The sequence below is a fragment of the Pseudidiomarina planktonica genome, from assembly GCF_900177775.1.
Classification (GTDB): Bacteria; Pseudomonadota; Gammaproteobacteria; order Enterobacterales; family Alteromonadaceae; genus Pseudidiomarina; species Pseudidiomarina planktonica.
Window position 1 is genome coordinate 278,998 of sequence record NZ_FXWH01000003.1, and the last position, 22,195, is coordinate 301,192.

A 22,195-nucleotide genomic window follows, 5' to 3' on the forward strand; every position below is an offset into this window, starting at 1 on the left:
CTGGCGCACAGCCCTGATTAGGGCTGTAAGCGCTGAATATGCCAATCATTGTCGGTTAGCACATATTCAAATCTGTCGTGTAGTCTGAATTTACCACCTTGCCAGAATTCAAAGCGGTGCGGCACTATTCGGTAGCCGCCCCAATGCTCAGGTACCGGAATGTCACCACTTTTATATTTCTCGGTTAGCTCTTGATAAACCAGCTCCATGCTGGCGCGAGAATCAATGGGCTGACTTTGCTGTGACGCCCAGGCACCGAGCTGACTTTCCCGTGGACGGCTGTGAAAGTAGGTTTCAACATCGCTACGCGGCAGTAACTCAATACGGCCTTCTACACTCACTTGCTGCTCAAGTGCCAGCCAGGAAAAATGGGCTGAAATAGCCGGGTTGGTTGCTAAATCCTGGGCTTTTGCGCTGTTTAAATTAGTAAAAAATACCAGCCCGCGATGATCATTTTGTTTCAATAGCACTGTACGTTGGCGTGGGTTACCCGAGGCGTTCACTGTTGCTATTGTCATTGCCGTTGGGTCGCTCAGTGCGCCGGAAGCATGCGCAGCCGCTAGCCAGGATTCGAATTGGTTAAACGGGTTCTGAACGATGTCGTTACGGCTTAGGGTAGCGCGCTCGTAATCGCGCCGCACGGAATGCAAATCCATTACTCACCTCTACTGCTATCAACCGATTGCGCCTGAATCTGACTTAGGTTTTCAATTGCAATGGCGGTATTGTTCATAAATAAACGGAGCAATTTAGTGTCTAGTTCACTCAATTCTTTGATATTTCTAATAAATAGCAAATACTGATTGCCGCTGTTGGTAGTGTACAAACCATAGTAATGGCCGCCAACCAGTTCCGCGGAAGAACTTGGTAGTGCCTGCATGCGGTTTACTACGCTCTGGTCTACATCTTTATTAATGGTATGCCCAATAGCGGCTGCGTAGTCACCGGTGCCACTAATAATTTCGAAGGGCTCGTGGTCAGAAGACGTGGCTGTTAAGCCATTTACACGACAATAAGCGGCATCGTCTGAGCGAGTCAGCAGAGCAACAATTTGCTCTAAAATACCCTGACACAACTGATTAAGTGAACGTGCTGAAAAAACTTCGGCGGAGGCTTCAATTACTTTCTCAAGCCCTAACTTATTGCGCTCTATTGAGCACAGGTCGCGGTAGGCGCGTAAACAGGAGTAAATGAGCGTAACCAGTTTGCGGTAGGTTAGCTCGGTTTTTTCTTTGTAATCATCAATGTCGTATTTGGCGATGATTTCTTCTTCAGGCGCCTGACCGGGTTGGCCAGTACGCAATACAATTCGAATTAAATGATTCTTTTGCTCTTCACGAATCCACTGCGCCGTATCCAAACCCGCATGGTCGGTTTCCATCACTACATCCAGTAATACCAGTGCGAAGTCGTGGCGGTATTTCAGCATTTCGCGGGCTTCGGCACCTGAGTAGGCTGAGGTGAAATCCAGTGGGTGACCATCTAGTTTAAAGTCACCCAGTGCCATGCGCGTAATGGTGTGGATTTCCTGATCGTCATCAACGATCAGGATATGGTAGGGCTCAAGCTCTACCTCAGGATTTTGCTCGGGTTCGTCTTCGGCAAATAAGAATTCGTCACTCATTCATTGTTATCACTATTAGAGCGGCTGTAACGTTTTTCACCAGCAACATAAGTGGCCAAAACGTCGGTTTGCCAAAGTATAGTTGAGTTTACTGAAAAAGGGTCTTGCTCTAACACAATAAAGTCAGCCCATTTACCTGGCTCTAACGAACCTAGCGATTGTTCCTGACCGCTGGCATAGGCCGCATCCAGAGTAAAGGCACGCAGTGCTTGCGGTAGCGTCATTTGCTCATGCGCGTACCAACCGCCGGCTGGATTATTGTCACGGTCCTGACGAGTCACTGCGGCGTGTAAACCAAAGAATGGGTTGGCAAGCTCAACCGGGAAATCGGAACCGGCAGCAATAATAGTGCCTTGCTCCAACAGGGTTTGCCAGGCGTAAGCGCCTTCCATACGGGCTTTGCCTAAGCGATCTTCAGCCATGTTCTTGTCGCTGGTAGCATGGGTTGGTTGCATAGAAGCAATCACGTTCAGGCTTTTAAAGCGCTTTAAGTCGTCGGGGTGAACTACCTGCGCGTGTTCAATGCGATGGCGAAGATTACGGCCACCCATAGTCTCGTAGGCACGCTCGAACTGATCCAGCGCAATGCGGTTAGCGCGATCGCCAATGGCGTGAATGTTAATCTGGAATCCGGCTGGTATAACTAAGTCATACAGCTCTTCGATACCTTGCTCAGAAGTCACCATGAGTCCCATTTGATCGTCTGCATCGGAGTATGGTTCCAGTAACGCAGCGCCGCGCGATCCCAGTGCACCATCGGCGTAAATTTTAACGCTGGCAACGGTGAAGCTTTCGTCAGGGGTGGTAACCGGGCCTTCAGCCAGTAATTCTGGCAAGCGCGGTTCAGTTGCCGCCAGCATGCCATAAACACGTACCGGTAATTGCTTGTCGGCAGCAAGTTGCTTATACACACTTAATTCTGCGGCGCTAATGCCGGCATCGTGCACGCCGGTAATACCACGCGCCAGTAAGTGCTCAAAGGCACGTTCAAATGAAGCGCCCAGTTGCTGTGCACTCGGAATAGGGCGGATGCGGTCAACCAGGTTCATGGCGTTATCAATCAGCACACCGGTTGGATTGCCATCAGCATCACGCACAATCTCGCCGCCGTCCGGGTCCATGGTATCTGCCGTAATACCGGCCAGCTCTAATGCTTTGCTGTTGGCCCAACCGGCGTGAGCATCAACGCGGGTAAGCCATACCGGACGTTGTTGAATCACTTCATCCAGCATAGATGCGGTTGGGAAAGTACGGTCAGGCCAGTTTTCCTGGTTCCAGCCGCGGCCAATAATCCAGGGTTGTTGTTCATTCGCAGTGGCATAGGAAGCGACCCTTGCGACCGCGTCCTGTGCTGACGTTGCTTCACGTAAGTCAGCTTGTAACAAGTAGTCGCCTAAACCTAGCACATGGCCGTGCGCGTCGGTGATTCCCGGTAAAACGGTTTTGCCGTTCAGGTCAACTTTCTGATCGGCCTCTGCATAACGTTGTTTTAATTCATCACCGCCAACGGCAACAATGCGGCCATCAGCCACCACCAACACCGAGAATTCTTTTAACTTGGCATCAGCACCAGGCTGGCCAGTTAATGTGTAGCCATTGGTGTTGAAGTACAGCTGGGTTGCTGCAAGGCTTGGACAAGTGATAAAAATACTGCACAAAACGGCAGCTAAACGTATGCAATTCATATTAATTTCTCTTTTTTAGGAAGAAAGACAAGTTACTACTCTAACTGCTTTTTGCACGCGGCTTAAGAAAATGTGTAAAAACTTAATAAATGATTTAGTGTTTTGTTACACTATCGGTCTAATTTGAATCTTTAATTAACATATGTCTAGGTGTTAAAACAGATTCGTTTTCAAGGCAAAACTGGCAAATGAATCTGGAAAGGTCTATTGCTATTAGGTGCCAATACTACTTACAGCCTGCAGGAAAATCGATATCGCGCATGAAAATACTAATTATTGACTCTCAGTTCTTTGTCCGTGCAGGGCTTATTCAACTACTGACTAGTTACACGTCAAATGTAGCAATTTATGAAGCGTCAAGCTTCTCTGTAGCGGAAGATTATCTAGCCAGCGAGCCTGATTTTAATTTGGTATTTTTGGAAATGGAACTTCCGGATTCGGAAATACGGCCAGCGCTGCAGCGCTTGAAGCGATACTCGCCGAATGCTCATGTAGTGTTATTTACCTGGCGCAAACCTTTAACTGATGTTCGTCAAGCTTTAGCGGCTGGCGTGCGTAGTTACTTACCTAAAGATGCCTCTGCCGAGGAAGCCAAGCTGGCAGTAAAGGCATTGTTGAATAACGACCGTTATTTACCCGATGACTCTAGCTTGAGTGAAGTAAAACCTTCGCAAGGCAGTGCCGAGAACTTCCTGTCGCCACGGCAGTTGGAAATTATGCAGTTGTTAGCTCAAGGTTTGTCTAACAAGGAAATCGCAAATATTCTGGGTATTACTGAAGGTACTATTCGGGTTCATTTATCGGCAATTTTCAAAGCCATCAAAGTATCGAATAGAACGGAAGCAACATTGTGGTACCTCTTGCGGCAGAAAAAGTTGGTTAATTAAGCCATGCAGTTAGACAAGCTGTTAGCGTCGCTGGAACAGGTTAAGCATGCCCCCACCGAGTTATGGGATCCGCCCGATTGCGGCACTGTGCCTATTCATATTAATGAGCGTGGCGAATGGTCTTATCAAAATTCGCCAATTCGCCGTGAAAAATTAGTTCGTTTATTAGCTTCGGTATTGGTGAAAGAGGGTGACGATTACTTTTTAGTTACTCCTGTCGAAAAAATGCAGATAACCGTTGCCGACGCGCCATTTTTAATTACCCAGTGGCGCTGGCATGGTGACGCTAAGCCCCCAGTTATGCAGCTTACAACCAACATTGGCGATGAATTTCCATTATCTGAACAACATCCTTTGATTGTTAAAAACGGCGTTCCTTATGTGGATGTTGGACGAGATTTGTTGGCACGAGTACACCGCAACGTATATTATCAATGGGTAGAATCCCTTTTTGAACAGGCGCTTCAGTTAGACGAAAACGGTCAATTAACGCTGACGAGTGCAGGAAAAAGCTTTAAGCTAGGCAAAGTAGATTAATTTATAACTGACGCACGTTCACCTTGCGTCTGAACTGTCCTTGGATAAAATGGCACGCAACTTGTGCAGATGTGAAGTACTGTAGGGCTGATGCAGAAATCAAAAACAATTTACATTATCGAGAACTCGCCCGAACGTTTCCGCCAGTTGGAGACGGTATTGAGCTTTCTTGGTGAAACTGTGGTTGAAACCTCAGCCGCAGAGGTCATTGGCCTTTGCGAAGACACCCTACCTCAGTGCGTAGTCATGGGCTCAAGCGATCAGCCACTGGCGGAATTAGCGCAACAGCTGCCGGCGTTACCATTTATTGTTGCTGACGAAGGGCAGGAAGAAGCCTTAGCACTCATGAATGTCGTGGGTAAGCTGCCTCAGCAAGTTAGTTACACCGCACTAACCCAGTTACTTCATTACTGTCAGGAATATCACCGCCATCGCCCGGGCACGCGTTCAGCAGATACCGATTCTTACTTATTCCGCAGTCTGGTTGGGCGCAGCCGGGCCATTCAGCATGTGCGCAAACTTATTGAACAAGTAGCTGATACTGAAGCGAACGTGATTGTGTTAGGTGAGTCGGGTACTGGTAAAGAAGTAGTCGCCCGCAATATCCATTTTCTGTCTTCACGCCAAAAGGGTCCTTTCGTACCGGTAAACTGTGGTGCGATACCACCAGATTTGCTGGAAAGTGAGCTCTTTGGTCATGAAAAAGGTGCCTTTACTGGTGCCGTAAGTGCCCGTAAAGGTCGCTTCGAGTTAGCCGAGGGCGGCACTCTGTTTCTGGATGAAATTGGTGATATGCCACTGCCTATGCAGGTAAAGCTTCTGCGTGTGTTACAAGAGCGTACCTTTGAGCGGGTTGGTGGTAACAAAACTATTCAGGCTGATATTCGAGTGGTGGCGGCAACGCACCGCGAGCTTGAGCAAATGATTCTGGACGGCAAATTCCGCGAAGATCTGTATTACCGCCTGAACGTATTTCCAATTGAAATGCCGGCCCTGCGTGAGCGCCAGGAAGATGTGATGTTATTGATTCACGAACTGGTAGCAAGGGTTAAGGCGGAAACCAAGGTGTCGGTTCGTTTTACCGATACCGCGCTGGAGTCACTGCAGTTGCACCGTTGGCAGGGTAACGTACGGGAACTTTCAAACTTGGTTGAACGTATGGCCATTATGTATCCGAACGGTATCGTTGATGTTGGCGATTTGCCGGTAAAATACCGTCATTTAGATGTGCCTACTATTGTTCCTGAGTATCCGGAAGAATTGCTCGAACGCGAAGCGCTGTCGGCAATGTTTACCGATGAGAAAGTGCAGGCCGAGGCTGAACTGGCGGCAAACGGGAATGGCCTTGGGGTATCATCGCAACTGCCCGACGAAGGTGTGAACTTAAAAGAAATGCTAAGTGAATTGGAAGTTGATTTAATTCGCCAGGCGCTTGAGCAACAAGACTGGGTGGTAGCCCGGGCAGCCGAATTATTAGGTATGCGCCGCACCACCTTAGTTGAGAAAATGAAGAAATTTCAGTTAGTCCGCGATTAACCCGCCCCAAATAATCACCGCGCCAGAAAATTGGCGCGTGATCTAGCAAACTTTAAAAATAAACCATTGATTTATAACGAATAAAAATGGCACATCAATTGCAAAGAATCCGTTAAGTTGAAATAACTAACGGGTTTTTGTCCATGCAAAATGTAATTGCACAATCGGCCGCATCAGCCGCAGCACAATCTCATGTTGATGCCATTTTAGAAGCGATGCCTCACGCCATTATTACGCTGAACTCAGCGGGTGTGATTGAGCACGCCAATGCGGCTGCCATTAATCTGTTAAACGATACCCTGGAAGGCCGCTTGTGGCGTGATGTGGTTGGTGACTTCTTTGCACCACGCGCCGATGACGGTCATGAAGTTTCGTTGCGCAGCGGACGCCGGGTTCGCATCGATATTTCTACCCTGGCGCCAGAGCCGGGTCAGCTTATTGTGCTTACCGATTTAACCGAAACACGCGCCTTGCAGGCGCGTGTTGGTCAAATGCAACGGCTGTCAGCCATGGGCCGGATGGTTGCGGCACTGGCGCATCAGGTTCGTACACCTTTGTCTGCCGCCATGCTCTACACCGATAATTTAAAGAGTCCGCGCTTACCGGAAGGCCAGCGCTTACCCTTCTTGGAAAAACTAAGTTCCAGACTGCAAACCTTAGAGCATCAGGTAAACGACATGCTGCTGTTCGCCAAGAGCGGCGATCAGCAAGTATTGCAAACCTTCTCGTTAGCTGAACTTATGCAGCAACTGGAACAGCAAACCGAAGCCTATTTGCAGCAGCAACGTGCGCATTTGAATATTCACATGCAGCACCCGCAAACCATGCTGCGCGGCAACCTGAACTCGTTGGTTGGTGCGCTTCAGAATCTGGTGATGAATGGTATTCAGGCAAGCTCGGCCGGCGCCACTATTGATGTTGATGCCACCACCTGCGACGACGCTTTGACTATTGAAGTAAGCGATTACGGTTGTGGCATGGACGAGCAGCAGCAGAAGAACGTATTCACCCCTTTCGTTACTACCAAAACTCATGGCACCGGCCTGGGTTTGGCGGTAGTTCAGGCCGTAACCAAATCGCATCAGGGCAACATTCAGGTAGCCAGCACTGTGGGCGAAGGCACAACCTTCACCATTGAATTGCCAATAGCAACCTTGCCAACTTTTACCCGTCAGGAAACCACGACCCTGCAGAAGGAATTCTCTTATGTCTGAAGCCATGCAATCGACTCAGCGCACCTTACTTGTTGTTGAAGATGATGCCGCTCTGCGCGAAGCAATTATTGATACCCTGAGTTTATCGGGGTATCAGTGTCTGGAAGCTGACAGTGGTGAAGCTGCACTGGTAATGCTGAAACAGCAACCGGTAGAGTTGGTGATCAGCGATGTGCAAATGCCTGGCCTTGACGGGCTGCAACTGTTACGCAGCATGCGTCACCAGAACATTGATATTCCAACTATTATGATGACCGCTTACGCCAAAGTTGATGACGCGGTAGTGGCCATGCGCGAAGGCGCTATTGATTATTTGAGCAAACCATTCTCAACCGAAAGCCTGCAATTATTAGTGGAGCGCTATTTACCAGCCAGTGCCAACAGCACCAATGATCCTGTGGTTGGCGATTCACGCAGTCGCGATTTACTGCGGTTGGCGCAGCGCGTGGCGCAAACTCAGGCAACGGTTATGATTTCCGGTCCAAGTGGTTCTGGTAAAGAAGTGTTGGCGCAGTTTATTCACCGCCAGTCACCGCGCAGTAATGCGCCTTTTGTGGCCATTAACTGTGCTGCCATTCCGGAAAATATGCTCGAAGCCACTTTATTCGGTTACGAGAAAGGTGCCTTTACCGGTGCTGTTCAAGCTTGTCCGGGCAAATTTGAGCTGGCGCAGGGCGGAACCTTGTTGCTGGACGAAATCACTGAAATGGATTTGGGCCTGCAAGCCAAGCTGCTGCGCGTATTGCAAGAGCGTCAGGTGGAGCGTATTGGCAGCCGTAAACTTATTCAACTGGATGTTCGCATTATTGCAACCAGCAACCGCGACCTGCAGGAAGCGGTTAAATCGGGCGAGTTCCGCGAAGACTTATTCTATCGTTTGAACGTGTTCCCACTAGCCTGGGTACCACTGGTTGAACGTAAGGGCGACATTTTGCCTTTGGCTGATCATTTGTTGACTCGCCACTGCGAACGCTCCGGCGTGGCCGCGGTGAAGTTCAGCCCTTGTGCGCATGAAATGCTGTTGCAACATAGCTGGCCGGGCAACGTACGCGAACTGGAGAACGTGATTCAACGCGCGTTAATTCTGCAGCAAGGTGACACTATTACTGCTGAAGCCCTGATGTTGGATACCGCCAATAAGCTGGCATCTGATACCCCTTCTGATCACGTGTTGCCCGAACAGGTTGCACATAGTGAAGCGCTTGGAGCAGAACTCTGGCAGCAAGAGCGTCAGATTATTCTGGAAACCCTGCAGCGCTTTAAAGGCAAGCGCAAGCCGGTAGCTGAACACCTGGGCATTAGCCCCCGAACGCTGCGCTACAAGCTAGCCAAAATGCGCGAAGACGGCATGGTTTTGCCGGGCAGATAAATGCTGGCACTACCTTTGCATAGTCTTAACAAAGAGCCTCTGATTAGGGGTTAAGAACCGCAAAATTTTGACGCCGAGGCTGTTATGGATATTAAATCATCTGCTATGTTCGCTGAACTACAAAGTATGGCTCAGCAAGTTCGTCCCCCCGCTGAGCAAGGGCTTGAAGTAAGTTCCTTAAATCAGGTTGGGAATACGTCGCAGTCTGACTTTTCCGGCTTACTGAAAGGCGCCATTGATAACGTCAATGCGTTGTCGAAAACCACCGGCGATTTGCGCGAGCGAATGGAGCTTGGCGATCCGTCAGTCACCTTGGAACAAACCATGATAGCCAGTCAAAAATCCGGCATCGCTTTTGAAGCCACTATTCAGGTGCGCAACAAAATGGTGGAAGCTTATAAAGAAATTATGGCGATGCCGGTTTAAGCATAAACGGCTGTTCGACAAGCATTTAGCAAGAATTAGTGGAGATATAGCGTGGCTGAATCAACCGATTTAATGGTCGCAGACAAAGATAACGACAATGACGCTTACGAGAGCGGTCTTGGCGATGAGAAAAAGTCCGGCCTAATGAGCTCGTTCGGTGATTTTGATGTTCTGCGTCAGGTTATTCTGGTGCTGGCACTTGCCATTTGTATCGCCATTGCCGTGTTTGTCATGTTGTGGGCGCAGGAGCCAACCTACCGCCCGTTAGCTAAAATGGATACCGAGCAGCTAATTTCCACGCTCGATTATTTAGATGCCAACTCAATTGACTATAAAGTTGAAGGCAACACGGTTTTTGTTACTGAGCACGAATACGATTCGATTAAACTGGAAATGACCCGCAGCGGCATTGACTATGGTCGTGAAGCCGATGGCTCCGAGCTATTGTTAATGGAGCAGGGGTTTGGTGTTAGTCAGCGGCTGGAAAAACAGCGCTTAATGCTGGCACGCGAACAACAACTTGCTAGTGCTATTTCACAAATGGAAGCCATTCGCTCAGCCCGCGTATTGTTAGCTCTGCCAAAAGAGAATGTGTTTGCCCGCCGGGAGAAAGAGCCAAGCGCGTCGGTGATGCTGAACGTGCGTAGTGCCAATGCGCTGAAAGAAGAAGAAATTGCTTCTATTGTCGACATGGTGGCTTCTGCCGTAACCGGTCTGGCACCTAATCAAGTAACAGTAACTGACCAAAATGGCCGGTTGCTGAATTCGGGTTCACAAACCGAACTATCCAGTCGTAGCAGCCGTGAATACAAGCTCGAGCGTCGTCGTGAAGAAGAATATCTGAATAAAATTGATGGCATTCTTATTCCCGTGCTGGGTTACGATAACTACACAGCGCAAGTTGACGTGGCTATGGATTTTTCCACGCAAGAACAAACTCAGCGCACCTTTAATCCGGACATGCCGGCGGTGCGCAGTGAAATGCTGATTGAGAATAATAGCTCGGGTGGCACTGTGGCCGGTATTCCTGGCGCTTTGACTAACCAACCGCCATTGGATGCGAATATTCCTGAGCAAGCTGTGGGTACTGGTGCGGCAACTGGGCAAAGTTCGGGTAGTAATCATTCCGAAACCACCCGCAACTATGAGCTCGACAGCACTACCAGTTATACGCGTCAGCAAACCGGCACTATTAAACGTTTGAGTGTGTCTGTTGCGGTAGACTATAAAGAGGGTGTAAACGCCGAAGGTGAGCGTGAATTGACTCCGCGCAGCGCTGAAGAGCTTGCGAACATTCGCCGTCTGCTGCAAGGTGGGGTTGGCTTTAATATCAATCGTGGTGATACCGTTGAAGTTATTACGGTACCATTTGCTGAACTACCTGAAATTACTGTGTCTGAACCCGCTATTTGGGAAGACCCTTGGTTCTGGCGTGGCGTGCGTCTGGTTATTGGCGGCCTGGTTATTATCGTACTCATTCTGACGGTAGTGCGGCCAATGCTGAAACGTCTGATTGACCCTGCCAGCGGTGATTCTGATGGCCTGGATGATATGCTTGCCAGAGACGATGATCTCGGTGACGAAACTATTGATATGTTGTCAGCTGAATTTGATCAGGATGCGGTTGGATTTGCCGCCGACGGACGCCTGCAGCTGCCGGACTTACACAAAGATGAAGACTTGTTGAAAGCGGTTCGGGCACTGGTTGCCAATGAACCTGAGTTGTCCTCACAGGTCGTTAAATCATGGTTGAATGAAGATGCCTAATACACCTACAAAAACCAAGCGTGGAGAAGCAAGCTTCGATGTTGAAAAACTCGAAGGCGTGGAAAAAGCAGCTATTTTGCTGCTGAGCTTGTCCGAAGAAGACGCTGCGCAGATTCTGAAGCACCTTGAGCCCAAGCAAGTGCAAAAAGTGGGGATGGCAATGGCAGCGCTGGATGACTTCAGTCAGGAAAAAGTGAATGCCGTGCATAACTTGTTCCTGGAAGAAATTCAGAAGTTCACCAGCATTGGCTTCCGCAGCGAAGAGTTTGTGCGCAAAGCGCTTACCGCTGCTTTAGGTGAAGACAAAGCCGGCAACCTGATTGAACAAATTGTGATGGGTAGCGGTGCGAAAGGTCTGGATTCACTGAAGTGGATGGACTCTAAGCAAGTAGCTACTATTATTCGTAATGAGCACCCGCAAATTCAAACTATAGTGCTGTCGTATCTGGATCCTGAGCAATCTGCCGAAATTATGGCGCAGTTCCCGGAGAAGGTACGTTTGGATCTCATGATGCGGATTGCAAACTTAGAAGAAGTGCAACCGGCGGCATTACAAGAATTGAACGAGATTATGGAGAAACAGTTTGCTGGTCAGGCTGGCGCGCAAGCTGCGAAAATGGGCGGCCTGAAAGCTGCGGCAGATATCATGAACTACCTGGATAACAACATTGAAGGTCAGTTGATGGACTCTATTCGTGAGCAAGACGAAGACATGAGTCAGCAAATTCAGGATCTGATGTTTGTATTTGATAACTTAGTGGATGTAGACGACCGTGGTATTCAAACCTTGTTACGTGAAATTCAGGGTGAAGTGCTGCAGAAAGCTCTGAAAGGTGCCGAGCAACCACTGAAAGACAAAGTATTCAAGAACATGTCTAAACGAGCGGCAGAAATGTTGCAGGATGATTTGGAAGCTATGGGACCAGTTCGCATTAGCGATGTAGAAGCAGCCCAGAAAGAAATCCTGACCGTGGCCCGACGTTTAGCTGATTCCGGCGAGATTATGCTGGGCGGCGGTGGCGGCGAAGAATTTGTTTAAGAATGAAGGCAGGATGTCATGTCTAAAGATGTAGCTGAAAATGAAGAGCAGGACACGCAATCTGTCGAACAGACTGATAACGAACTGGCTGATGATGAATTAGCTGATGACGAATTAGCTGATGAGAAGACCACGCGTTGGAATTACCCTGATTTAAGCGATCCTAACGCGCCGGAAGACACCCGCACCAACGTATTTAATAAGCCACTGAAGTGGCAATACGAACCACCTGAGGCTGATGACGACGAGTCGGATGAGCCGCAACCCCTTACTGCTGAGCAATTAGAAGAGATTCGTCAGGCTGCCCGTGACGAGGGTTTTGCCGAGGGCAAGCAGGAAGGTATTGAAGCGGGTCATAAAGAAGGCCATGAAGCTGGTTTTGCCGAAGGCCGCGAAGCGGGCCATGCGGAAGGCTTTGAAAGCGGGAAAGAAGCCGGCGAAGCGCATATCAACGAATTAACCAAGCAGTGGCAGGAACTCATTGAGCAAACCTATGCGCCACTGAGTGTTATTGACGATGAAGTAGAACAACAACTGGTGCAAATGGTACTGGAGCTGTCGCGCGCTATTTGCTTGCACGAAGTTACGCAAAGTGCGGAAAGTATTCGCCAGGCGGTACAACGTGGTATTCAGGCGCTGCCGATTACCGAACGCAAAGTGATGATTAAACTGAACCCCGATGATATTGAGCGTGTGCGCGAAGCCTTTGGTTCCGAAACCATTGAGCAAGAAGGTTGGGTGTTTAGTAAAGACGAACACATGGAGCCGGGCGGTTGTGAAATCACTACCTCAAGCTCCACCGTGGATGTGTCGTTGCGCAAGCGTATGAAAGACGTATTTCAGCGAGTACTGGGCTCGGACTTAGACGCTAAAAACGCCGACGAGCTGACCATGAACGACGATGACGACCGGTAATGGCGATGACAAAAACAGCCAAGCCAGCGCTTAAAACCCGCTTACAAGCCTATCAAAAACGAATCCAAACCCCGCGCCCGGCGGTATCCGGCTACTTAACCCGGGTAGTCGGGTTAACTTTTGAGGCCGTTGGCTGCCGCGCTCCTATTGGTAGTTTATGTGCAGTTGAAGCGGCTAACGGTGACATTACCGCTGAGGTGGTTGGTTTTTCTGGCGAAGTTATTTATTTAATGCCTACCGAAGATGCCCATGGCGTGTTGCCTGGCGCCCGCGTACTGCCATTGCAGCAAGAGCACGGTATTCCGATGGGAATGGGGCTACTTGGTCGCGTGATTGATGCCAACGGCAAACCGCTGGACGGCAAAGGCGCCATTAAGTCCGGTGAACGGGTAACCGCACAGCGACAAATGATAAATCCTCTGGCGCGGCGCCCGGTTAATCGACCGTTGGATGTAGGCGTGAAATCTATTAACGCGTTACTAACCGTTGGTCAGGGGCAGCGCATGGGCCTGTTTGCCGGTAGTGGTGTAGGTAAAAGTGTACTCTTGGGCATGATGACCCGGGGTACTACTGCTGACGTGATTGTGGTTGGCTTAATTGGTGAACGTGGTCGCGAAGTTAAAGAATTCATTGAAGACATACTTGGTGAGGAAGGCCGTGAACGTTCTGTGGTAGTGGCCGCTCCGGCGGACCAATCGCCATTGATTCGTTTGCGTGGCTGCGAAGCTGCGGCCCAGATTGCGGAATATTTTCGTGATCAGGGTTTGAACGTACTATTACTGATGGACTCACTTACCCGTTATGCCATGGCGCAACGGGAAATAGCCCTGGCAATTGGTGAGCCACCAGCAACCAAAGGCTATCCGCCATCGGTGTTTGCCAAACTACCGGCACTGGTGGAACGCGCCGGTAACGGTGGTGAAGGACAAGGCTCTATTACTGCTTTTTATACGGTACTTACTGAGGGCGACGACCTGCAGGATCCTATTGCGGATGCTTCACGGGCAATACTCGACGGCCACATAGTACTAAGCCGTGAGCTGGCTGAGTCCGGACATTATCCGGCAGTTGATATAGAGGCTTCTATTAGTCGGGTCATGCCGCAGGTGGTATCGCCGGAACATATGCAGCAAGCCATGAAAGTGCGGCAGCTGTTCTCTACCTACCAACGCAATCGCGATTTGATTTCAATCGGTGCGTACAGCAAAGGCAGTGATCAACGTATTGATCAGGCCATTAGCATGCGGCCTATTATTGAGAACTTTGTGCAACAGGGCATGACCGACGTGATTCCTTACGATGAGTGCTTACAACAATTGCAACAGGTTGCAACCCGGGCAGGAATAAATAATGGCGGCCGATAATTCCTTGCACATGTTGCTGAATCTTGAACAGCAACGCGAAGACAAGCTGGTGCAGGAGTTTGCTCTGGCACAAGCGCAGTTGCGTCAGCAAGAACAAAAACTTGCCGGCCTTGAGCAGTATCGCATGGACTACTTACGGCAGTTACAAAACCGCGGTCAGGAAGGTATTCATTCTTTGCAATACGGTCACTACCACGGCTTTGTGGGCAAGCTGGATCAAGGTATTCAACAGCTGCATAGCAGTTTGGTTGGAGTGCGCAACGCAGTTGAGCAACGCCGCCAGCGCTGGTTAGCACAACGTCGGAAAAAAGACGCTATTGCACATTTACTAGAGCAACGTGCCGAGCGTGCACAGAAACTGGCAGACAGACGCGAGCAACGTCAGCTTGACGAGTTCGCAAGTACCCGCCGACTAAGAGCTCAAACGCGTTAGTCAAAAAGTTGGAACGGATATTGCTTTCTTCTAGTCAGCAACGACAACGACTGAGAATAGCGATGGCACAATCACAATCTGCATTACCTTTATCATTAGGCGCAACAGACACCTCAGAACGACTCCACAGTCGCGAGTCATTCCTGCGTGAAGCCGGTGCTGGGCGCGAGGATGGTCAGGCGCAATTTTCCCAGTTCTTGCGCGACGAACAGCAACAGCACGCCAATAATTTGGCAGGTCGGCAGGCAGATGAAAAGCGGCAAGCCGATTCAGCTAGCAGACAAAAGAACGACGCGGCGGCAAAATCTTCGGCTGACAATGCCGAACAAGCCGCGAAAGCAGGGCAACAAAACGGCGCTGATAAATCAGCCAAGTCGGCTGATAAGAGTTCTGAATCGGATAAATCCAGCGAGAGTTCGGCTAAAGGCGACGCTTCGTCTGCGGCGAAAGCGGCGGCCGACGCCGCTGAGAAATCTACTACTGAGCGCGCGGCTAAAGCAGCCGGGCAGGATGCCGAAGCTGATGCAACTCAGGCGAATGCAGCCGAAGCCGGCGATTGGTTCGAACTTGTCGCGGCCATGCAACAACAGCTGCAAGACAAGCCGAATACTGAGTCGTCTTCCGATGACTTGAAAGTAATGAAAGATCTTATAGCTGAACTACCTGAGGCGGAGCAACAGGACTTACGGCAACTTTTTGCCGAAGTGGATGCCGATGCGCTAGCTGCCGCTTTTGCAGAAGTTATTCAGAGTTTGAAAGCCGGTGAAAAAGTTGATGTAGAAAAGCTACAGCAATCATTGAATTTATCTACTGACCAGTTTAAGTCGGCATTAGCTGCAATTGGCGTGATGTTGCAACAGCGGAACCCGGAACTGGTGGGTAACCAGCAACTGGCATTAGCCATGGAGCCGGTTAAAGACAGCGCTGCGCAGCAAGCGCAAATAGCCGTGCAACTGCAGGAACTTCGTCAGCTTATTCGTGCGGGTGACAAGAATACGACACCTGTTATGACTGGAAAGCCGGTGGTTAGAACATTCGAAACGGGCAAGGGTTTGCCGGTACAAGCTGATTTACTGACCGGTAAGAATGCTCAAACTGAGACTAGTGACACAAAAACCCTAACGGGCCAGATTGATAAACACGTTGATAAAGCTGCCCAGCCCGTAGTGGTTAGCAAAGTTAGTGATGAGCGTGTGATGGCAACTGAGAAAAATGTCACCAACGCGACTAAAGATGAAAACCTGGCGGCGCTGAAACAGGCAGCCGAAGGCAAGATTACTGACCGTGCAGTACCGGAAGCAGCAAGCGTGCGCGATATAGGTGCAGATGCCAGCAAATTGGTAGCTAGTGAAAATCGTTCGGTGAATCAGCTTCAGCAGGCAGCCCGCGATGCACAGGTACAGGCAAAGGCCGCACCAACTAGTTTCGCAGATGCGATGCGACAAGCTCAGCAACCGTTGGATATGAATCAGCAACAAGCGTCGCAACAACTGCGTGAGCGCATGATGTTTATGATGAACAATGGCATACAGCGTGCTGAAATCCGGTTAGATCCACCTGATTTAGGCAGTATGACAGTGCGGGTGACGGTTCAGAATGAACAAGCACAGGTAAACTTCCAGGTGCAAAACCCGCAAGCTCGGGAGATGCTGGAACAAGCCATGCCGCGGTTACGTGAGCTAATGGAACAACAGGGGATGCAGTTGGCCGATAGTGAAGTGAGCCAGCAGCAGAAGGACGGTTCAGAGTCGGAAGCTGGCCAGTCTGCCGCAGCGGGAACTGAGCAGGATGAAGAAGAACTGCAATGGCAAGGTGAACTGAGCTTAATTGATGGTGGTCCGCTGGTTCCGGGTAGAGTGGACTTCTTTGCTTAATTCATTACTTGTTCGGTATTCTGGCTGTGTGATAATGGCGGCAAGCTGATAGCAGCGTTACCAAAGGTATTTTAAAAATGGCCGATGAAGAGATTGATGTAGTTGAAACCGGGGAACCCAAGTCAGGTAAAAAACGCCTGATCATGGCCGTAGCGGGTGTTCTGTTTGTCGCTATTGTGGCCATAGCAGCCTATATGCTGTTAGGTGATAGTCGCGACACACCAGCAACTCCAAGCGATGTTGCCGACCCGGGCGCTATTTCCAGAGCCGTAGAAGACGGCTCCGGGCCAGAAGCGGGTGATGCTATTTATGTTGGTATGCCGCGGCCATTTGTGTTCAACGTACCAGGTGATGAACGTGATCGGCTGGTTCAGATTAAAGTGCAATTGCTGGTGCGTGGCACCAATAATGAAGATATTGCCAAGCGGCACATTCCGCTTATCGAAGGAACCTTGTTGCAGGTGTTTTCATCTATGACGGCAGATGAACTGCAAACGGCTGAAGGTAAAGATAAAATTCGTGAGCTTGGGTTAGAGCAAGCACGCGAAGTTTTACGCGAAGTTACCGGTAAGCCTGTGGTAGACGAGGTTTTGTTTAACGGTTTTGTACTCCAATAAGTGAACGACTATGGCTGTAAGTGACTTATTATCACAGGACGAAATTGATGCGTTGTTGCATGGCGTAGACGAAGTCGATGAGGAAGATGGAGATTCTTCCGAAGTCGCTGCCGATGCGCTGGACTACGACTTTTCGTCACAAGATCGCATTGTTCGGGGGCGCATGCCGACCCTGGAGATTGTGAACGAGCGTTTTGCGCGGCACATGCGCGTGAGCTTGTTTAACATGATGCGACGCACTGCTGAAGTATCTATTAATGGCGTGCAAATGATTAAGTTTGGCGAGTACGTGCATACGCTATTCGTGCCAACCAGTTTGAATATGGTGCGGTTTCGTCCGCTGAAAGGTACCGCGCTTATTACCATGGAAGCGCGCCTGGTATTTATTCTGGTGGATAACTTCTTTGGTGGCGATGGCCGCTATCACGCCAAAATTGAAGGTCGTGAATTTACCCCCACCGAGCGTCGAATTATTCAGATGCTGTTGAAGTTGGTATTTGAGGATTACAAAGAAGCCTGGGCACCAGTTATGGATGTAGGCTTTGAATATTTAGATTCGGAAGTAAACCCGGCCATGGCGAACATTGTGAGCCCAACCGAAGTGATTGTGATTAGCTCCTTTCATATCGAGCTGGACGGTGGTGGTGGTGACTTCCATATAGCGCTACCTTACTCCATGTTGGAGCCAATTCGAGAGCTACTTGATGCTGGTGTGCAGTCAGACAAAGAAGACACCGACATGCGCTGGAGTAAGGCGCTGCGCGACGAAATTATGGATGTTCCGGTGGAATTGCTGGCGAAGCTTGGCGACACCAACTTGTCTTTGCGTGAAGTAATGGACTTAGAAGTTGGCGATATTATTCCGCTGGATATGCCGGAAGACTTAACAGTCTTTATTGAAGACTTACCAACGTTCCATGCCAAATTGGGACGTTCACGAGAAAATGTCGCATTGAAAATTAGCGACAAGATAAAACGACCAGAAACCGTGAAGTCAGATATTCACATGCTGACACGTGGTGGTCGCAGAATCGGTGGTGACGCTGAGCTGCAAGAGCTTGAAGAAGATATCGATATTTAAAGTTTATTAGCCGAGTAGGTGAAGCGATTATGAGTGGTGATGATAAATCAATGGACGACTGGGAAGCAGCATTAGCGGAACAGGCGGAAAGCGAAGGCGACGACGGCGATGAAGGTGCAGCGGTACAAGCGGCTGAACTGGAAGAGCTGGTTGACGACGAAGATCGCGAAATAACAAGTGGTGAAAAGCGTAAGTTGGATGCTATTCTCGACATTCCCGTAACCATTTCGATGGAAGTTGGGCGTAGTCAAATTAGTATTCGTAACTTGCTGCAACTAAACCAGGGCTCTGTGGTTGAGTTAGAGCGAGTAGCCGGTGAACCGCTTGATGTTCTGGTTAACGGCACTTTGATTGCGCATGGCGAAGTGGTTGTGGTAAACGATAAGTTCGGTATTCGATTAACCGATGTAATCAGCCAAATTGAACGGATACGCAAACTGCGCTAATGATAAACGAAACCACTAAGTCGGTATTACAAACCACCAGCCAGGCAGGCCAAAGTCCGGTTGGCGGCGACAACATACTTGCGTTGCTGTTGTCGCTGTTGGTGGTGCTGGCGGTTATTTTTATTCTGGCGGCGTTAATGAAGCGCATGAATATTAAGCTGCAGGGGCACGGCAGTAATATGCGGGTTATCAGTAACACCGCGTTAGGCCCCAAAGAGCGCTTAATGGTAGTGCAAGTTGGTGAAAGTAAGTTACTATTAGGCGTTACAGCACAGAACATTCAACTGTTGAAAGAGCTTCCCGATGACTTTGCAGTGGGAACTTCGGCGTCGGGCTCGTCCCAGGGGTCGCTATTCGGCAGTTTCAGCCAACATCTAAAACAACAAATACGGCGTCGCAATGAGTAAATTATTGCTTTTTTCTTTGCTATTAATTAGCGCTTTCGTCCCCGAATTTGCCTACGCACAACAAGATTTAACTGCGGTTACTGTTACTACCAACCCGGATGGGTCGCAGGAGTATTCAGTAACACTCCAAATTTTAGCCATAATGACCGCGCTGACTTTTATTCCAGCCATGGTCATTATGATGACGTCGTTCACCCGCATTATTATAGTGCTGGCTATTTTGCGTCAGGCTACCGGTTTGCAATCGCAACCTTCCGGGCAAATTCTGATTGGTATTACGCTGTTTTTAACTTTCTTCATCATGACGCCAGTACTGGAAGAAATTAATGAGAAAGCGCTACAGCCATACTTAAATGAAGACATTATGTCGATGGAAGCGGTTGAGCGGGCGAAAGCACCAATCAAAGCTTTTATGCTGGCGCAAACCCGGGTAACAGACTTAGAAACTTTCATTGAGATTTCTGGTACGGAAGGCATTACCTCGCCGGAGGAAGTGCCAATGAGTATTTTAATTCCGTCGTTTATTACCAGTGAGTTGAAAACCGCGTTCCAGATCGGTTTTATGTTGTTTATACCCTTTCTGGTCATAGATTTAGTTGTGGCGAGTGTATTGATGGCTATGGGTATGATGATGTTGTCACCGCTCATAGTGTCGTTACCCTTTAAACTCATGCTATTTGTGTTGGTGGACGGCTGGAGCCTGACTATGAGCACTTTAGCCGGCAGCTTTGGCGTTTAGCCACACAGTTAACCAGAGGCGAAGCTTATGTCACCAGAAGTATTCCTCGATGTTTTCCAAGATGCGCTGGGGCTGATCGTTATACTGGTATCTGCCATTATTGTTCCCAGCCTGATTGTTGGTCTTATAGTGTCGGTGTTCCAGGCGGCTACCTCTATTAACGAACAAACCTTAAGCTTCTTGCCACGTTTGCTGGTTACGCTAGCTACCATAGGTTTGGGCGGGCACTGGTTCGTTGAAATGCTGATGTCTTTCACTATTGGTATGTTTAACCGGATTCCCGAAGTGGTTGGCTAATGGATCTTGCCCTGGCGACAGTCATGGATTGGTTGGCCCAGCACATGTGGCCACTCACTCGAGTGTCGTCTATGTTGCTGAGCATGGCGGTGCTCTCGGGTACCACTATTACGCCGCGCATTAAGATACTGTTGGCTGTAGCCATTATTTTTGCGGTGTCACCGGCATTACCTGCAGTTACTGTCGAATACGATCCTATTTCTCCTGAAAGCATGCTCATTACCGCGCAGCAAATCTTAATTGGTGTTGCGATAGGCTTTGCCTCGTTGATGGTATTGCAAACCTTTGTCTTGGCCGGTCAGGCCATTGCCATGCAAATAGGTTTGGGCTTTGCGTCTATGGTTGACCCAACCAACGGCCAGACCGTGCCGGTGTTGTCACAGTTTTTCTTGATGTTAGCCACGCTATTATTCTTAGCGGTTGACGGACATTTGCTGATGTTCCGCTTTGTTATGGAAAGCTTTACTGCTATTCCGATTGGCACCAGCGGGTTAAGTACAGATGCTATGTGGCGAATTGTAAACTGGGGCAGCATTATGTATGCCGCCGCGTTAACCACTATGCTGTCGGCTATTATTGCCTTATTGCTGGTTAACTTTGCATTCGGGGTAATGACCCGGGCGTCGCCACAGTTAAATATTTTCTCAATTGGTTTCCCAATTACTATGGTGGGCGGTTTAATCATTCTATGGTTAACCATCGGCGGTTTTATAACGCACTTTGAGTTGCAATGGGGCCGGGGTGTCACGCTAATGTGTGAAATCATCGAGCGACAATGTTAATTATTGAGTCTGATTGATTATTTATGGCTGAAACAGATCAGGAACGCACAGAAGACCCCACATCGCGAAGGCTTGAGAAAGCCCGCGAGAAAGGTCAGGTGCCCCGCTCGAAAGAGATGGGTACCGCTTTTGTGTTGGTCAGTGGCGCCATTGGACTGATTATTTTCGGTAGTGACTTAGGTTCGGCCATGGGCACTATCATGACGAATCAGTTTACCCTCGACCGCCAACAGATTTTTGATACCACCAAAATGTTGCGCGTTTTTGAAGGTGTTTTTGATGAGTTGCTGTGGCCCATGGTGTGGCTGTTCTCATTGATTTTGGTGGCTACTTTCATCGGTAATATCTGGCTGGGGGGCATGAATTTCAGCTGGCAGGCAGCTGGGTTTAAGGCCTCTAAAATGAGCCCCATTAAAGGGCTTAAGCGCATGTTTGGTGTACAGGCGCTGGTAGAGCTGGCGAAAGGTATTTCGAAATTTGCGGTAGTGGCGATATCAGCCTGGTTGTTGTTGGTGTGGCAGTTCGACAACATCATGCTAATTTCGCGTAGTCAGATGCCCATGATGATTCGCGATGCCCTTGAAATATTCTTGCTGATGTTTCTGCTCATGTGCTGCTCAATATTCCTGATTGTTGTTATTGATGCGCCATTCCAGCTTTGGAAACACACCAAAGACTTGCGTATGACCAAGCAGGAAGTAAAAGATGAGCATAAAGACACCGAAGGTAGCCCTGAAGTAAAAGGTCGTATCCGGCGCTTACAAATGGAAATGGCCATGCGGCGTATGATGACCGAAGTGCCGACTGCCGACGTGGTGGTTACCAACCCAACCCACTTTGCGGTGGCATTGAAATACGATCAGTTTGGCTCGCGTGCGCCAACGGTAGTGGCTAAAGGTGCCGACGAAATAGCTGCTAAAATTCGTGAAATTGCGCTGGAGTACGATGTGCCGTTAGTGGCATCACCAACACTGGCGCGTTCTATTTATCACACCACAGACTTAGAGCAGGAAATTCCCCAAGGCTTGTTTATTGCCGTGGCGCAAATCCTGGCTTACGTTTATCAACTTAAAGAATATAACCGCGGGAAAGCGAAACGGCCACGTAAACCAGCCGACGATCTCCCAATTCCGGATGATCTCAAACACTAGCATTT

23 protein-coding genes are annotated in these 22,195 nt (G+C 49.2%); 20 read left to right on the forward strand and 3 right to left on the reverse strand.

The features are described from left to right. Positions 1 to 17 precede the first annotated feature (17 nt). The 3 genes from pdxH to CCE91_RS11440 are packed head-to-tail and all read right to left on the reverse strand — an operon-like array spanning position 18 to position 3,309. Positions 18 to 656 carry a pyridoxamine 5'-phosphate oxidase gene (gene pdxH, locus CCE91_RS11430; protein WP_086435425.1) on the reverse strand — a complete coding sequence of 213 codons (639 nt, stop codon included), beginning with the start codon at positions 654 to 656 and terminating at the stop codon, positions 18 to 20. After that, positions 656 to 1,624: a DUF3369 domain-containing protein gene (locus tag CCE91_RS11435; protein ID WP_086435426.1), complete on the reverse strand. Its 969-nt coding sequence runs from the start codon at positions 1,622 to 1,624 to the stop codon at positions 656 to 658. Before CCE91_RS11435 ends, pdxH begins: the two co-directional genes overlap by 1 nt. After that, entirely contained in the window at positions 1,621 to 3,309 is a 1,689-nt protein-coding gene (locus CCE91_RS11440; RefSeq protein ID WP_086435427.1) for an amidohydrolase, read from the reverse strand. Before CCE91_RS11440 ends, CCE91_RS11435 begins: the two co-directional genes overlap by 4 nt. 260 nt (positions 3,310 to 3,569) lie before the next feature. Between CCE91_RS11440 and CCE91_RS11445 the strand changes: the two genes are divergently transcribed. The 20 genes from CCE91_RS11445 (at position 3,570) to flhB (ending at position 22,190) form a co-directional block, all read left to right on the forward strand. Then, the gene (locus CCE91_RS11445) at positions 3,570 to 4,196 is read left to right on the forward strand and encodes a LuxR C-terminal-related transcriptional regulator (RefSeq protein WP_086435428.1); all 627 of its coding nucleotides are present in this window, start codon (positions 3,570 to 3,572) and stop codon (positions 4,194 to 4,196) included. A gap of 3 nt (positions 4,197 to 4,199) precedes the next feature. Beyond that, positions 4,200 to 4,733, forward strand: coding sequence for a DUF1285 domain-containing protein (locus CCE91_RS11450; protein ID WP_086435429.1), 534 nt, complete (start codon positions 4,200 to 4,202; stop codon positions 4,731 to 4,733). A 90-nt stretch (positions 4,734 to 4,823) separates the two neighbouring features. Continuing rightward, positions 4,824 to 6,269 (forward strand): sigma-54 dependent transcriptional regulator, encoded by a 1,446-nt coding sequence (locus tag CCE91_RS11455; RefSeq protein ID WP_086435430.1) that lies wholly within the window; start codon positions 4,824 to 4,826, stop codon positions 6,267 to 6,269. Between the two features lie 143 nt (positions 6,270 to 6,412). Continuing rightward, positions 6,413 to 7,483 carry a sensor histidine kinase gene (locus tag CCE91_RS11460; RefSeq protein WP_086435431.1) on the forward strand — a complete coding sequence of 357 codons (1,071 nt, stop codon included), beginning with the start codon at positions 6,413 to 6,415 and terminating at the stop codon, positions 7,481 to 7,483. Further along, positions 7,476 to 8,852, forward strand: a complete 1,377-nt coding sequence (locus tag CCE91_RS11465; RefSeq protein ID WP_234996333.1) for a sigma-54-dependent transcriptional regulator — start codon at positions 7,476 to 7,478, stop codon at positions 8,850 to 8,852. The genes CCE91_RS11460 and CCE91_RS11465 overlap by 8 nt, the downstream gene beginning before the upstream one ends. Before the next feature lie 84 nt (positions 8,853 to 8,936). Continuing rightward, a complete protein-coding gene (gene fliE, locus CCE91_RS11470) occupies positions 8,937 to 9,278 on the forward strand; it encodes a flagellar hook-basal body complex protein FliE (protein WP_086435432.1) in 342 nt (113 codons plus the stop codon). Between the two features lie 72 nt (positions 9,279 to 9,350). Next, positions 9,351 to 11,045 (forward strand): flagellar basal-body MS-ring/collar protein FliF, encoded by a 1,695-nt coding sequence (gene fliF, locus CCE91_RS11475; RefSeq protein WP_086435472.1) that lies wholly within the window; start codon positions 9,351 to 9,353, stop codon positions 11,043 to 11,045. Beyond that, on the forward strand, positions 11,038 to 12,084 hold the full coding sequence (gene fliG, locus CCE91_RS11480; RefSeq protein ID WP_086435433.1) for a flagellar motor switch protein FliG: 1,047 nt from the start codon (positions 11,038 to 11,040) through the stop codon (positions 12,082 to 12,084). The genes fliF and fliG overlap by 8 nt, the downstream gene beginning before the upstream one ends. An 18-nt stretch (positions 12,085 to 12,102) precedes the next feature. Further along, positions 12,103 to 12,999: a flagellar assembly protein FliH gene (gene fliH / locus CCE91_RS11485; RefSeq protein ID WP_086435434.1), complete on the forward strand. Its 897-nt coding sequence runs from the start codon at positions 12,103 to 12,105 to the stop codon at positions 12,997 to 12,999. A 5-nt stretch (positions 13,000 to 13,004) separates the two neighbouring features. Continuing rightward, positions 13,005 to 14,363, forward strand: a complete 1,359-nt coding sequence (gene fliI, locus CCE91_RS11490) for a flagellar protein export ATPase FliI (protein WP_198678029.1) — start codon at positions 13,005 to 13,007, stop codon at positions 14,361 to 14,363. Beyond that, positions 14,350 to 14,796, forward strand: coding sequence for a flagellar export protein FliJ (fliJ, locus tag CCE91_RS11495; protein ID WP_086435436.1), 447 nt, complete (start codon positions 14,350 to 14,352; stop codon positions 14,794 to 14,796). Before fliI ends, fliJ begins: the two co-directional genes overlap by 14 nt. Positions 14,797 to 14,858: 62 nt before the next feature. After that, on the forward strand, positions 14,859 to 16,670 hold the full coding sequence (locus CCE91_RS11500) for a flagellar hook-length control protein FliK (RefSeq protein WP_086435437.1): 1,812 nt from the start codon (positions 14,859 to 14,861) through the stop codon (positions 16,668 to 16,670). A 77-nt stretch (positions 16,671 to 16,747) separates the two neighbouring features. Continuing rightward, positions 16,748 to 17,287, forward strand: coding sequence for a flagellar basal body-associated protein FliL (gene fliL, locus CCE91_RS11505; RefSeq protein WP_086435438.1), 540 nt, complete (start codon positions 16,748 to 16,750; stop codon positions 17,285 to 17,287). 10 nt (positions 17,288 to 17,297) lie between these two features. Then, on the forward strand, positions 17,298 to 18,368 hold the full coding sequence (fliM, locus tag CCE91_RS11510; protein ID WP_086435439.1) for a flagellar motor switch protein FliM: 1,071 nt from the start codon (positions 17,298 to 17,300) through the stop codon (positions 18,366 to 18,368). A gap of 29 nt (positions 18,369 to 18,397) precedes the next feature. Further along, on the forward strand, positions 18,398 to 18,814 hold the full coding sequence (gene fliN, locus CCE91_RS11515; protein WP_086435440.1) for a flagellar motor switch protein FliN: 417 nt from the start codon (positions 18,398 to 18,400) through the stop codon (positions 18,812 to 18,814). After that, positions 18,814 to 19,221 carry a flagellar biosynthetic protein FliO gene (gene fliO / locus CCE91_RS11520; RefSeq protein WP_086435441.1) on the forward strand — a complete coding sequence of 136 codons (408 nt, stop codon included), beginning with the start codon at positions 18,814 to 18,816 and terminating at the stop codon, positions 19,219 to 19,221. The genes fliN and fliO overlap by 1 nt, the downstream gene beginning before the upstream one ends. Continuing rightward, positions 19,214 to 19,960, forward strand: a complete 747-nt coding sequence (gene fliP, locus CCE91_RS11525) for a flagellar type III secretion system pore protein FliP (RefSeq protein WP_086435442.1) — start codon at positions 19,214 to 19,216, stop codon at positions 19,958 to 19,960. Before fliO ends, fliP begins: the two co-directional genes overlap by 8 nt. A 27-nt stretch (positions 19,961 to 19,987) precedes the next feature. Further along, the gene (fliQ, locus tag CCE91_RS11530) at positions 19,988 to 20,257 is read left to right on the forward strand and encodes a flagellar biosynthesis protein FliQ (RefSeq protein WP_086435443.1); all 270 of its coding nucleotides are present in this window, start codon (positions 19,988 to 19,990) and stop codon (positions 20,255 to 20,257) included. Then, complete coding sequence (gene fliR, locus CCE91_RS11535; RefSeq protein ID WP_086435444.1) at positions 20,257 to 21,039, forward strand: flagellar biosynthetic protein FliR; 783 nt, start codon at positions 20,257 to 20,259, stop codon at positions 21,037 to 21,039. The genes fliQ and fliR overlap by 1 nt, the downstream gene beginning before the upstream one ends. Positions 21,040 to 21,062: 23 nt before the next feature. Next, on the forward strand, positions 21,063 to 22,190 hold the full coding sequence (gene flhB / locus CCE91_RS11540; RefSeq protein WP_086435445.1) for a flagellar biosynthesis protein FlhB: 1,128 nt from the start codon (positions 21,063 to 21,065) through the stop codon (positions 22,188 to 22,190). The last annotated feature ends 5 nt before the right edge of the window (positions 22,191 to 22,195 follow it).